The organism is Pseudomonas sp. PDM18 (assembly GCF_014852585.1).
Lineage (GTDB): Bacteria > Pseudomonadota > Gammaproteobacteria > Pseudomonadales > Pseudomonadaceae > Pseudomonas.
Genome location: NZ_JACVBX010000012.1, coordinates 207,017 through 219,737 on the forward strand (window position 1 = coordinate 207,017; position 12,721 = coordinate 219,737).

Annotated in this window: 10 protein-coding genes; 4 read left to right on the forward strand and 6 right to left on the reverse strand. The window is 64.3% G+C overall.

Annotated elements, in window-relative coordinates; genetic code table 11:
* Positions 1-251 precede the first annotated feature (251 nt).
* The 3 genes from IB274_RS22995 (at position 252) to IB274_RS23005 (ending at position 4,342) form a co-directional block, all read left to right on the forward strand.
* Positions 252-749, forward strand: coding sequence for a sigma-70 family RNA polymerase sigma factor (locus IB274_RS22995; RefSeq protein WP_192435047.1), 498 nt, complete (start codon positions 252-254; stop codon positions 747-749).
* Positions 746-1,720, forward strand: coding sequence for a FecR family protein (locus tag IB274_RS23000; RefSeq protein ID WP_318652917.1), 975 nt, complete (start codon positions 746-748; stop codon positions 1,718-1,720). The genes IB274_RS22995 and IB274_RS23000 overlap by 4 nt, the downstream gene beginning before the upstream one ends.
* A gap of 177 nt (positions 1,721-1,897) precedes the next feature.
* Complete coding sequence (locus IB274_RS23005) at positions 1,898-4,342, forward strand: TonB-dependent siderophore receptor (RefSeq protein ID WP_192435049.1); 2,445 nt, start codon at positions 1,898-1,900, stop codon at positions 4,340-4,342.
* A 209-nt stretch (positions 4,343-4,551) separates the two neighbouring features.
* Here the strand turns inward: IB274_RS23005 and IB274_RS23010 are convergent, their stop codons facing one another.
* The 3 genes from IB274_RS23010 to IB274_RS23020 all read right to left on the reverse strand — a co-directional run bounded on the left by IB274_RS23010 (position 4,552) and on the right by IB274_RS23020 (position 6,820).
* Positions 4,552-4,740: a hypothetical protein gene (locus tag IB274_RS23010; RefSeq protein WP_192435051.1), complete on the reverse strand. Its 189-nt coding sequence runs from the start codon at positions 4,738-4,740 to the stop codon at positions 4,552-4,554.
* Positions 4,741-4,915: 175 nt separating this feature from the next.
* Complete coding sequence (gene ssb / locus IB274_RS23015; protein ID WP_017521888.1) at positions 4,916-5,413, reverse strand: single-stranded DNA-binding protein; 498 nt, start codon at positions 5,411-5,413, stop codon at positions 4,916-4,918.
* A gap of 18 nt (positions 5,414-5,431) precedes the next feature.
* Positions 5,432-6,820, reverse strand: coding sequence for an MFS transporter (locus IB274_RS23020; protein WP_192435053.1), 1,389 nt, complete (start codon positions 6,818-6,820; stop codon positions 5,432-5,434).
* A gap of 213 nt (positions 6,821-7,033) precedes the next feature.
* On the opposite strand from IB274_RS23020, the gene uvrA reads away from it, so the two are divergent.
* Complete coding sequence (uvrA, locus tag IB274_RS23025; RefSeq protein WP_192435055.1) at positions 7,034-9,868, forward strand: excinuclease ABC subunit UvrA; 2,835 nt, start codon at positions 7,034-7,036, stop codon at positions 9,866-9,868.
* 109 nt (positions 9,869-9,977) lie between these two features.
* Here uvrA and bfr read toward each other — a convergent pair whose 3' ends face one another.
* The 3 genes from bfr to rplQ form a co-directional block, all read right to left on the reverse strand.
* Complete coding sequence (gene bfr, locus IB274_RS23030; RefSeq protein WP_015475340.1) at positions 9,978-10,442, reverse strand: bacterioferritin; 465 nt, start codon at positions 10,440-10,442, stop codon at positions 9,978-9,980.
* Positions 10,443-10,576: 134 nt separating this feature from the next.
* A complete protein-coding gene (gene katA, locus IB274_RS23035; RefSeq protein ID WP_192435057.1) occupies positions 10,577-12,025 on the reverse strand; it encodes a catalase KatA in 1,449 nt (482 codons plus the stop codon).
* A 275-nt stretch (positions 12,026-12,300) separates the two neighbouring features.
* A complete protein-coding gene (gene rplQ / locus IB274_RS23040; RefSeq protein WP_015475338.1) occupies positions 12,301-12,690 on the reverse strand; it encodes a 50S ribosomal protein L17 in 390 nt (129 codons plus the stop codon).
* Positions 12,691-12,721 lie beyond the last annotated feature (31 nt).

Below are 12,721 nucleotides of genomic sequence, written 5' to 3' on the forward strand. Positions count from 1 at the left end.
ACCGTTGGCGTCCACGTAGGATGGCGTGAAGCGATACCCACCCTGCGAAGCTCCATCCTGGAATTTAGCGCCAGGAATTGCCCTCTCCCACAGGGAGAGGGCTGGGGTGAGGGGGAAACCCAGGCACGGCGCAACCAGGCGGACCGTCCACCGATAAAGAGTCGGGGCACTGGGTCTTTCAGACACATCTTGCAAATGGCCATCGCCTTGTTGAAAATGCGACAAATTATCATTTGCAGCCTTGCGCACCCATGTCCTCGACCTTCGACGTCCAGTCGCTCTACAGCGACCATCACGGCTGGCTGCACAACTGGCTTCGCGGCCGGCTGGGCAATGCCGCCGATGCCGCCGACCTGGCCCAGGACACTTTCCTGCGCGTGTTGCTCAGGCCCGAGCGCGTCGAACTGCATACCCCGCGCGCCTTCCTGCGCACCGTCGCCCGCGGCCTGGTGATCGACCACTGGCGTCGCCAGGAGCTGGAGCGCGCCTACCTCGACTCCATCGCCCACCTGCCGGAAGCGCAGATGCCATCAGCGGAAGAGCGGCACAATATCCTCCAGTTGCTGGAGAACATCGCCCGTCTGCTCGACGGCCTCAAACCGAAAGTACGCAGCGCTTTCCTGCTGGCCCAGTGCGAAGGCATGCCCCATGCGCGGATCGCAGAAGAGCTGGGCGTCTCGATACGCTCGGTGGAGCGCTACATCGCCGAAGCGCTGTTCCACTGCTACCAGCTGCGGTACGCCGAGTGAGCGGCGCCAGCACCACGCCCGATCCGCGGGTGGTGAAGCAGGCCATCCAGTGGACCCTGCGCCTGAGCGGCAATGCCGATCCTGAGTTGCTCAGCGCCTGCGAGCACTGGCGCCAGGCCAACCCCGAACACGAAACCGCCTGGCTGCGGGTGCAGGCGCTGAACAGCGAACTGGCCGCCGGCTACCAGGCCGTGCCCGGCGCTCGCGTGGCGCTGGAGACGCTGGAAAACACCAGCCAGCGCCTGCAGCGGCGCCAGGCGCTCAAGCTGCTCTCGACCTTCGCCATCGGCGCCTCCGCGCTGTGGCTGGCGCGCGACGTCGTGCCCTGGCAACGCTGGATGGCCGACTACAGCACCGCCACCGGCGAGCGCCGACGCTTCACCCTGGCCGATGGCAGCCTGCTGCAACTGAACACCGGCAGCGCGGTGAACGTGCGCTTCGATCCGAACCAGCGCCTGCTGGTGCTGGAGCGCGGCGAGATTCTCGTCAGCACCGCGAAGGACGCCGCGCGCCCATTGCGGGTGCGCAATCGCGATGGTCTGTTCGAGGCTCTGGGCACCCGCTTCGTGCTGCGCCAGGACGAGCGCTCCACGCGTCTGAGTGTCGAGGAAGGTTCGGTGGCCATCGCCCCGCGCGTACGCGGCCAGACCACCGCCATCGCCGAAGCCGGACAGTCCTACGAAATCAATGGCGACAGCGTGCTGCTGGCCGAACGCAGCAACATGGACAGCGCCGCCTGGGCCGACGGCCTGATCGTCACCCGCGACATGCGCCTGGCGGACTTCCTCGCCGAAATCGGCCGCTACCGTCGCGGGCATCTGCATTGCGATCCCAGCGTGGCCGACCTGCGGCTATCCGGCGTATTCCGCCTGGACGACACCGACAAGCTGCTGGCCCTGTTGCCGCAGACCCTGCCGGTGCGGGTGGAGAAGCGCACGGACTGGTGGGTGACGGTGAGCGCGCGGGGCTGAAGGTCAATTGCATCTGCAGGGGCACCCTATGGGCGCGATCGCGGACGTGGCTCGTTACTGCAATTCAGCGCCAAACAGTTTTATTTCTCAAACGAGAATTATTTTTGTCGGGTTTCGCCGCCCGGATCGGCAAGGAGGAATAACCCGATCATTCCCCTTGTCCACGGAAGCCCCAGCATGCCAGCCATCCACCTCCCGATGCCCTTCTCCGCCCTGCCCCGCGCCAGCCGGCTGGCCCATGCCGTACGCGGCGCGCTGCTGTGCGCCAGCCTGGGAGCCAGCCTGCCGCTGAGCGCCTTCGCCGCAGACGCTTCCGCCATCACCAGCAGTCGCGCCTACGCGATCCCGGCCGGACCGCTGGACGAGGTGCTGAACAGCTTCGCCCGCGAAGCCGGCATCACTCTGTCGGCCACGCCGGAGCAGACCCGCGGCCTGAACTCGGCCGGGCTGAACGGGACCTACTCGGTGGATCAGGGCTTGTCACGCCTGCTGGCCGACACTCCGCTGGAAGCCGCCGACCAGGGCGACGGCAACTACGTGCTGCGCGCCGCCGCGCCGAGGGACGTGCTGGCCATGCCGTCCAGCGAAGTGTTCGCCCTCGGCAACGCGCTGGGCGAGGAAGACGGCTACCTGGCGACCCACAGCCAGATCGCCACCAAGACATCCAAGTCCCTGCTGGAAACCAGCCAGAGCGTCTCGGTGATCACCCGCGAGCAGATCGACGACACCGCGTCCAAAACCGTGCAACAGGCGATCCGCTACACGCCCGGCATCTTCACCGGCCAGGTCGGCGCCTCGAACCGCTACGACTACATCGTCATGCGCGGCTTCGCCGACAACAGCGTGGACAACATCTACCTCGACGGCCTGAAGGCCATGGGCGACAGCGGCACCTTCAGTTCGATGCAGATCGACCCGTACTTCCTCGAACGCATCGACGTGCTCAAGGGCCCGTCCTCGGTGCTCTACGGCCGCAGCCTGCCCGGCGGCCTGGTGGCGCTGACCAGCAAGAAGCCGCTGTACGAGGACTACCACCAGATCACCGGCACCGTCGGCAACATGGGCCAGAAGGAAATGGGCTTCGACTTCAGCGGCCCGCTGGACGAGGAGAAACGCATCGCCTACCGCCTGGTCGGCCTGGGCAAGGGTTCGGACACCCAGTTCGACCACGTCAAGGAAGAGCGCTACGCCATCGCCCCGACCCTGGCCATCGACTTCACCGACGACACCACATTGACCCTGCAGGGCTACCTGCAACACGACCCGAACGGCGGCTACCACGGCGGCGTGCCGGCAGATGGCGCGCTGTTCCACCACAACGGCCAGAAGATCTCCCGCGAGTTCTTCGACGGCGAGCCGAGCAAGGACGACTTCGACCGCACCCAGCGCATGTTCGGCTACCAGCTGGAGCACCGCTTCGACGACGTGTGGACCGCGCGGCAGAACTTCCGCTACCTGGATTCCGACGTCGATCTCTCGCAGGTCTATGCCTACGGCTGGACCGCGCCGGACGAGAACACCCTGAACCGCTACTTCTCTGGCGCCCGCGAGCACCTGCAGGCATACATCGCGGATAACATGGCGCAGGCCGAGTTCAACACCGGCGCGGCCAAGCACACGTTGCTGATGGGCCTAGATTACCAGCGCCGCCGCACCACCGTGGATTGGCGCTCCGGCTCGGCGCAGCCGCTGGACGCGTTCGATCCGCACTATGGCAACGACGCCATCAGCTACTACCCGGACGACAACCACACCCGTCGCCTGGAACAGACCGGCGTCTACCTGCAGGACCTGATCGACATCGACAACTGGCGCTTCTCCCTCGGCGTGCGCGAGGACTGGGTGACGGTCGAGGACAAGAACCGCAGCAGCGGCAGCAAGGCCGACGACGACTGGAAGAAATTCACCGGACGCATCGGCGCGCTGTACCTGTTCGACAACGGCATCGCGCCGTACATCAGCTACTCCGAGTCGTTCAACCCCAACGCTTACTCCGACCAGTCCGGCACGCCGCTGGAACCGACCGAGGGCAAGCAGTGGGAAGCCGGCCTGAAATTCCAGCCCGAGGGCAGCCGTAGCCTGTACACCGCGTCGATCTTCCACATCACCCAGGAAAACGTCGCGTCGAAGGAGCCGCAGGACAACTTCTACACCTCCGTGGGCGAAGTGCGCTCCCAGGGCCTGGAGCTGGAGGCCCACACCCAGGTCACCGACAACCTCAAGGTACTCGGCAGCTACACCTACACCGACATCACCTACACGAAATCGCTGGACGGCAACCAGGGCCACACCCCGAACCAGGCGCCCAAGCACATGGCCTCGCTGTGGGCCGACTACGGCTTCAACGCCGGCCCGTTGGACGGCCTGACCCTCGGCGGCGGCGCCCGCTACGTCGGCGAGACCTGGGCGGACAAGGAAAACACCCTGCGCGTACCGGACTACACCCTGGTGGATGCACGCATCGGCTACGACCTGTCCCGCGTCGGCCTGAAGGGCCTGGATGTCAGCCTCAACGCCAACAACCTGCTGGACAGGGACTACGTGGCGTCCTGCTACAGCCTGGACTTCTGCTACTTCGGCGAGAAGCGCAACGTCACCGCGACGGTGAACTACCAGTTCTGATCACCAGCCGCCCGGTTCTTCGGGCGGACTCTTCGTAGGAGCGAGTCTGCTCGCGAACAGACTCTCTGGCAGCTACGTAGGGCGGATAACGCGCCAGCGTTATAAGCCGCAAAGGAACCGGCGGATAACCTGTTCCAGGTTATTCGCCCTACAGGCAACCCGAACGCTGAAACCCCGTGGCGCGGCCGTCGCCACGGGGCTTTCATTTTCTAGAACTCCGCCGCATGGCGGTAACGCGCTTCCAGCTCCAGCGAGAGGCGATAGGCCTGCGCCTCGCCTTCGGTATGGAAGATGCCGACCAGCAGGCCTTCCTGGTGCACATCCCAGCAACGCCCACCCTGGGCGCGAAACTCACGGGATTTATGGTCGTCGTCACGCTCGGTCACTGTAATGCTCATGTCTTTTCTTCTCCGGTTTTGCCGTACATCAAGGCAATTCCAGAATCATTTAATTAGCTAGCTAATTAAATGCCTGATTTCGAGAAAGACCCTTGCAAGGATTCGCCAAAACGAGCGTCCCAGAAACGCAAAAGCGCAGCTCGAAGGCTGCGCTCTTGGTGACGATCCGTTCGGCTCAGAACGGGATGTCGTCGTCGAAGCTGTCGTAGTCCGGAGCCGGTTGCGGCGCGGGCTGGGACTGCTGCTGGGGCGCAGGACGCTGGGCCTGCTGCGGACGCTGCTGCGGCTCGCGCGGAGCGCGCGGAGCGTCGTCACCACCGGCGCCGGGACGGCCGCCCAGCAGCTGCATGTTGCCGTTGATGTCGACCACGATTTCGGTGGTGTACTTGTCCTGGCCGTCCTGACCCTGCCACTTGCGGGTACGCAGGCTGCCTTCGACATAGATCTGCGAACCCTTGCGCACGTACTCGGCGACGATTTCCGCCAGGCGACCGAAGAACACAACGCGGTGCCACTCGGTACGCTCCTGCTGCTGGCCGGTCTGCTTGTCCTTCCAGCTCTCGCTGGTGGCGAGGGTGACGTTGGTCACCGCGTTGCCGTTGGGCATGTAGCGGGTTTCCGGATCGCCACCGACGTTACCGACCAGAATGACTTTGTTAACCCCACGGGCCATGACGCTCTCCTAAAGGCTTCAGCACGTCGCCTGCTCGGCGCCGGCGAGGCGCTCGAGGGACGTGCGATCAACTTGTTGGGAATCCACTTTGACATAAGCGGCCGCTTCTTCAGCGACCACCATCACATCGCTCACACCGGGCAATGCCTTGAAACGCTCAGCCAACGAAGCATCGCGCAGCGCCTCATCGGACAGAGGCAGGCGAATACTCGTTACATAAGGCGGTTCACGCATGGTAACAGCAATCGCCAGCCAGATGGCAGCCAGCACGGCGCAGCCGATGAACACCCCGTCGAGCCCGCCATGCTGGTACATCCAGCCACCCAGGATGCCGCCCAGGGCAGCGCCGAGGAACTGGCTGGTGGAGTACACGCCCATTGCCGTGCCCTTGCCGCCGGCCGGCGAGACCTTGCTTACCAGCGAAGGCAGCGAGGCCTCCAGCAGGTTGAAAGCGGTGAAGTAGACGATGATGCCGAACACCAGTTCCTTGAGGCTGTTGCCGAACTCCCAGAAGAACAGTTCGCAGAGCATCAGGGTCGCCACGGCGCCGGCCAGCACGCGTTTCATCTGACGCTTCTTCTCGGCGTAGATGATGAACGGGACCATGCCAAAGAAACCCACCAGCAGCGCGGTCAGGTAGACCCACCAGTGCTCTTCCTTGGGCAGCCCGGCGCGCTCCACCAGCGCCAGCGGCAAGGCGACGAAGCTGGCCATGAGGATTGCGTGCAAGACCAGGATGCCGGCGTCCAGGCGCAGCAGCTCGCCGTTCTTCAGGGTCGGCAGCAGCGACTGCTTGGCCACGCTGGACTCGCGGTGCTGCATGCGGCGGTCCGGCGTTGGGACGAAAAACAGGATGATCAGCATGCCCACCAGGGCCATCCCGGCAGTGAACCAGAACAGCCCGTGCAGGCCGAACCAGTGGGTCAGCACGGGGCCGGCGACCATCGCCACGGCGAAGGATACGCCGATGCTCATGCCGATCATGGCCATGGCCTTGGTGCGGTGCTGCTCGCGGGTAAGGTCGGACAGCATCGCCATCACCGCCGCGGAGATCGCCCCGGCGCCTTGCAGGACGCGGCCGGCGATGATGCCCCAGATGGAATCGGCGTTGGCCGCCAGCGCGGCGCCGGCGGCGAACACCAGCAGACCGACGATGATGATCGGCCGGCGGCCAATGCGGTCGGACAAGGTGCCCAGCGGAATCTGCAGGATGGCCTGGGTCAGGCCGTAGGCGCCGATGGCCAGGCCGATCAGCGCCGGGGTGGCGCCGGCCAGGTCCTGGCCGTAGGTGGCGAGCACCGGCAGGACCATGAACATGCCTAGCATGCGGAACGCGAAGACCAGGGACAGCCCGGCGGCCGCGCGGGTTTCGGTGCCACTCATGCGCTCAGTGTGGGAATCGTGCATAAGCCCCTCATGAAAAGACAAAAAACGGGAATGCGCTGGATTGCCCCCGTGGCATCGCGCCATCCGGGCCTTGCAGGGCCGGTTGTCGCCAACACCGAAAAATAGCCGCGCATTCTATCAGCCCAACGGTCCAAGGGCACACACGCGCTACTTTGCCGCGTGCCGGAAACGCCCCGTATAATCGATAGTTTTCGCCCGCCAAGCGAGGCCGTAGTGGACAAGATCCTCATCCGTGGGGCACGTACCCACAACCTGAAGAACATCGACCTGACCCTGCCGCGCGACAAGCTGATCGTGATCACCGGCCTGTCGGGTTCCGGCAAATCTTCCCTGGCCTTCGACACGCTCTATGCCGAGGGCCAGCGTCGCTACGTGGAATCCCTGTCGGCTTATGCCCGGCAGTTCCTCTCGATGATGGAAAAGCCCGACGTCGACACCATCGAAGGTCTGTCGCCAGCGATCTCCATCGAGCAGAAATCCACCTCCCACAACCCGCGTTCCACCGTGGGCACCATCACCGAGATCTACGACTACCTGCGCCTGCTCTATGCGCGCGTGGGTATTCCGCGCTGCCCGGACCACGACATCCCGCTGGAAGCGCAGACCGTCAGCCAGATGGTCGACCAGGTGCTGGCGCTGCCCGAAGGCCGCAAGCTCATGCTGCTGGCCCCGGTGATCCGCGAGCGCAAGGGTGAGCACCTCGCAGTATTCGAGGAGATGCGCGCCCAGGGCTTCGTCCGCGCCCGCGTCGACGGCAAGCTCTACGAACTGGATGAAGTGCCCAAGCTGGACAAGAAGCTCAAGCACTCCATCGATATCGTGGTCGACCGCTTCAAAGTGCGTGGCGACCTGCAGCAGCGCCTGGCGGAATCCTTCGAGACGGCGATCAACCTGGCCGACGGCATCGCTCTCGTCGCCCCGATGGATGATGAAGAAGGTGAAGAGATGATCTTCTCCGCCCGCTTCGCCTGCCCGATCTGCGGCCACTCCATCAGCGAGCTGGAACCCAAGCTGTTCTCCTTCAACAACCCGGCCGGCGCCTGCCCGACCTGCGACGGCCTGGGCGTGAAGCAGTTCTTCGACGCGCGGCGGGTGGTCAACGGCGAACTGACCCTGGCCGAGGGCGCGATCCGCGGCTGGGACCGGCGCAACGTCTATTACTTCCAGATGCTCGGCTCGCTGGCCGCGCACTTCGGCTTCAGCCTGGAAGAGCCCTTCCAGGACCTCGATCCGGACAAGCAGAAATTCATCCTGCACGGCTCGGGCCGCGAGAACGTCGAGTTCCGTTACCTCAATGACCGCGGCGATATCGTCAAGCGCGCGCACCCGTTCGAGGGCATCCTGCCGAACCTCGAGCGCCGCTACCGCGAAACCGAGTCGGCCACCGTGCGCGAAGAACTGGCCAAGTTCCTCAGCACCCAGCCCTGCCCGGACTGCCACGGCACCCGCCTGCGCCGCGAGGCGCGTCATGTGTGGGTGGGCGACAAGACCCTGCCGGCGATCACCTCGATGCCGGTGGGTACCGCCTGTGAGTACGCCGAGAGCCTGACCCTCACCGGTCGTCGCGGCGAGATCGCCTCGAAGATCCTCAAGGAAATCCGCGAGCGCCTGCAGTTCCTGGTCAACGTCGGCCTCGACTACCTGACCCTCGACCGCAGCGCCGACACCCTGTCCGGCGGCGAGGCCCAGCGCATCCGCCTGGCCAGCCAGATCGGCGCCGGCCTGGTGGGCGTCATGTACATCCTCGACGAACCGTCCATCGGCCTGCACCAGCGCGACAACGAGCGCCTGCTGGGCACCCTCACCCACCTGCGCAATCTGGGCAACACGGTGATCGTGGTCGAGCACGACGAGGACGCCATCCGCCTCGCCGACTACGTCGTCGACATCGGTCCAGGCGCCGGCGTGCACGGTGGACAGATCGTCGCCGAGGGCACGCCGCAGCAGGTCATGGATCACCCGGACTCGGTCACCGGCGCCTACCTCTCCGGGCGCACCAAGATCGTCGTACCGGCCGAGCGCACCCCGCGCAACAAGAAGCAGCTGCTCAAGCTCAAGGGTGCGCGCGGCAACAACCTGCAGAACGTCAACCTGGAAATCCCGGTCGGCCTGTTCACCTGCATCACCGGTGTCTCCGGCTCGGGCAAGTCGACGCTGATCAACAACACCCTGTTCCCGATCACCGCCACTGCGCTCAACGGCGCCACCACCCTGGAAGTTGCGCCCTACGACTCGTTCGATGGCCTGCAGCACCTAGACAAGGTGGTGGACATCGACCAGAGCCCGATCGGCCGCACCCCGCGCTCCAACCCGGCGACCTACACCGGGCTGTTCACGCCGATCCGCGAGCTGTTCGCCGGTGTGCCGGAAGCCCGTTCGCGCGGCTACGGTCCGGGGCGTTTCTCGTTCAACGTCAAGGGCGGCCGCTGCGAGGCCTGCCAGGGCGATGGCGTGATCAAGGTGGAGATGCACTTCCTGCCGGACATCTACGTCCCCTGCGACGTCTGCAAGGGCAAGCGCTACAACCGCGAGACCCTGGAAGTCCGCTACAAGGGCAAGAGCATCACCGAGGTGCTGGACATGACCATCGAGGACGCCCGCACGTTCTTCGACGCCGTGCCGGCCATCGCCCGCAAGCTGCAGACACTGATGGACGTCGGCCTGTCGTACATCAAGCTGGGCCAGAGCGCGACCACGCTGTCCGGTGGCGAGGCGCAGCGGGTCAAGCTGTCCCGGGAGCTGTCCAAGCGCGATACCGGCAAGACCCTGTATATCCTCGACGAGCCGACCACCGGCCTGCACTTCGCGGATATCCAGCAACTGCTCGACGTACTGCACCGCCTGCGCGACCACGGCAACACTGTGGTGGTCATCGAGCACAACCTGGACGTGATCAAGACCGCCGACTGGCTGGTCGACCTCGGCCCCGAGGGCGGCTCCAAGGGCGGCCAGATCATCGCCACGGGCACGCCGGAGCAGGTCGCGGAGCTTGCGGTGTCGCACACCGGGCACTTCCTCAAGCCGCTGCTGGAGCGCGATCGGGCCTGATCCGCACCGGCATGAAAAAAGCCCCTGCCGCCGATTGGCGCAGGGGCTTTTCTTTTAGCTCTGCCTTGCCCGCGATCAGTGCGCCTCGCGCGCTCCTGCAAGATACAGGTCAGATCTGCGACTGCAGGTAGTTCTCCAGGCCCATCTTCTGGATCAGGCCCAGCTGCTGCTCCAACCAATACGCGTGGTCTTCCTCGGTATCGGTCAGCTGCACGCGGAGGATGTCGCGGGTGACGAAGTCCTTGTGCTTCTCGCACAGGGCGATGCCCTTGGCCAGGGCGGCGCGTACGTGACGCTCCAGCTTCAGGTCGGCTTCCAGCATCTCCGGTACGGTCTTACCCGGGTGAATGTCGTCCGGGCGCATGCGCGGGGTGCCTTCGAGCAGCAGGATGCGGCGCAGCAGGGCGTCGGCGTGCTGGGTTTCCTCTTCCATTTCGTGGTTGAGGCGCTCGTAGAGCTTGGTGAAGCCCCAGTCCTCGTACATGCGCGAGTGGATGAAGTACTGGTCGCGAGCGGCCAGCTCACCGGTCAGCAGCGTGTTGAGATAATCGATAACCTCGGCGTGGCCTTGCATCAGCCTTCTCCCTGGGACGTGACAGCGAATTAAACGGCGCTATGGTCGCGACTGGCCATGACCGGGGTCAAGCCTTCATTGGCCTGGAAACGCAACCGCCCTCCGAAGAGGGCGGCTGGATTTCCCGCTTGAGCTTAGTCCAGCTTCAGGCCGAGGGCCTTGGCGACACCTTCGCCGTAGGCCGGGTCGATCTTGAAGAACAACCCGATCTGGCGGCGCTGGATGCTTTCCGGCACACCCGCCATGTCACCGGCGATGTTCTCGTACAGGCGTTGGCTCTGGGCTTCGTCGAACAGGCGGAACAGTGCGGCCGGCTGGCTGAAGTAGTCGTCATCCACGCGATGATTCCAGTGATCGGCGCTGCCTTCCAGGGTCAGTGGCGGCTCGGAGTAATCCGGCTGCTCCTGCCACTGGCTGAAGCTGTTCGGCTCGTAGGTCACGGTCATGTCGCCGTTGTTGCCGTCCACGCGCATGGCGCCATCGCGGTGGTAGATGCGCGGGTTGTTGCGCGCGGCGTTCACCGGGATCTGGTGGTGGTTCACGCCCAGGCGGTAGCGGTGCGCATCGCCGTAGGAGAACAGGCGGCCCTGGAGCATCTTGTCCGGCGAGAAGCCGATGCCGGGGACGATGTTCGCCGGGCTGAAAGCCGACTGTTCGACCTCGGCGAAGTAGTTCGCCGGGTTGCGATTGAGCTCGAAGTAGCCGACCTCGATCAACGGGTAGTCGCCGTGCGGCCAGACCTTGGTCAAATCGAACGGGTTGAAGCGGTAGGTGGCCGCTTCCTTCTCCGGCATCACCTGCACGTACATTTTCCAGCGCGGGAAATCGCTGCGTTCGATGGCGTCGTACAGGTCACGCTGAGAGCTCTCGCGATCGGCGCCGACCAGCTTGGCGGCTTCTTCGTTGCTCAGGTTCTCGATGCCCTGCTGGGTCTTGAAGTGGAACTTGACCCAGAAGCGCTCGTTGCTGGCATTGATGAAGCTGAAGGTGTGGCTGCCAAAGCCGTGGACGTGACGGTAGCTGCGGGGCAGGCCGCGGTCGCCAAAGTCGATGGTGAGCTGGTGCAGGGCCTCGGGCAGGTGCGAGAAGAAGTCCCACTTCAGTGTGGCGTTGCGCAGGTTGGTGCGCGGGTCGCGCTTCACCACGTGGTTCAGGTCGGGGAATTTCAGCGGATCGCGGAAGTAGAAGACCGGGGTGTTGTTGCCCACCAGGTCCCAGTTGCCTTCCTCGGTGTAGAACTTCATGGCGAAGCCACGGATGTCGCGCTCGGCGTCGGCAGCGCCACGCTCGCCGGCAACCGTGGAGAAGCGCAGGAACAGCGGAGTCTGCTTGCCGACCTCGGAGAACAGCTTGGCGCGGCTATAGCGGGTGATGTCGTGGGTGACGGTGAAAGTGCCGTAGGCCGCGGAGCCCTTGGCATGCATGCGGCGCTCAGGAATCACTTCGCGGTCGAAGTGCGCCAGTTTCTCCAGGAACCAGACGTCCTGCAGCAGCATCGGGCCCCGCGGGCCGGCGGTCTGAACATTCTGGTTATCGGCGACCGGCGCTCCGGCAGCAGTCGTCAGGCGGGTGTTGTCACTCATCGTTACTCTCCTCAACGGCGGGGTGCTACAGGCCGGCGAATCACGAAAGCTGTGAGCGCGGCCCGACATCCCAATCGGACAATTAAGCGCCTCCACGGGCGTTGCGGCTGTTGATCCAGCTCAGCAAGCAGTAGAAGTCGGCGCCGTTAAGGATCAGTGACAAGGGTATTGATCAGCCAATTTATTGATTCGAGCCGATCGATAGAGAAAAACTTTTCATTAGGCGATAAAAAACCGGGCACAAGGCCCGGTTTTTTATAAGCAAGGCGTAAACCTTACTCCGCAGCTTCTACCGCTTGGCCGCCAACAGCGCGGTCAATCAGTTCGACGTATGCCATGGGGGCATTGTCGCCAGCGCGGAAGCCGCACTTCAGGATGCGCAGGTAGCCGCCCGGACGGTTGGCGTAGCGCTTGCCCAGTTCGTTGAACAGCTTGCCTACGGCCTCTTTCGAACGGGTACGGTCGAAAGCGAGACGACGGTTGGCAACGCTATCCACTTTAGCCAAGGTGATCAGCGGCTCGGCAACGCGACGCAGCTCCTTGGCCTTGGGCAGGGTGGTTTTGATCAGTTCGTGTTCGAAGAGCGACACAGCCATGTTCTGGAACATAGCCTTGCGGTGCGCGCTGGTGCGGCTCAGGTGACGACCACTTTTACGATGGCGCATGGTTCAATTCCTTTCCAAACTTTACGTTCGG

What these genes read in the sequence shown, in the direction of transcription:
- rplQ (WP_015475338.1), bottom strand. Translation starts at nt 12,690, where the DNA reads ATGCGCCATCGTAAAAGTGGTCGTCACCTGAGCCGCACCAGCGCGCAC.
- IB274_RS22995 (WP_192435047.1), top strand. Translation starts at nt 252, where the DNA reads ATGTCCTCGACCTTCGACGTCCAGTCGCTCTACAGCGACCATCACGGC.
- katA (WP_192435057.1), bottom strand. Translation starts at nt 12,025, where the DNA reads ATGAGTGACAACACCCGCCTGACGACTGCTGCCGGAGCGCCGGTCGCC.
- bfr (WP_015475340.1), bottom strand. Translation starts at nt 10,442, where the DNA reads ATGCAAGGCCACGCCGAGGTTATCGATTATCTCAACACGCTGCTGACC.
- IB274_RS23005 (WP_192435049.1), top strand. Translation starts at nt 1,898, where the DNA reads ATGCCAGCCATCCACCTCCCGATGCCCTTCTCCGCCCTGCCCCGCGCC.
- IB274_RS23020 (WP_192435053.1), bottom strand. Translation starts at nt 6,820, where the DNA reads ATGCACGATTCCCACACTGAGCGCATGAGTGGCACCGAAACCCGCGCG.
- ssb (WP_017521888.1), bottom strand. Translation starts at nt 5,413, where the DNA reads ATGGCCCGTGGGGTTAACAAAGTCATTCTGGTCGGTAACGTCGGTGGC.
- IB274_RS23010 (WP_192435051.1), bottom strand. Translation starts at nt 4,740, where the DNA reads ATGAGCATTACAGTGACCGAGCGTGACGACGACCATAAATCCCGTGAG.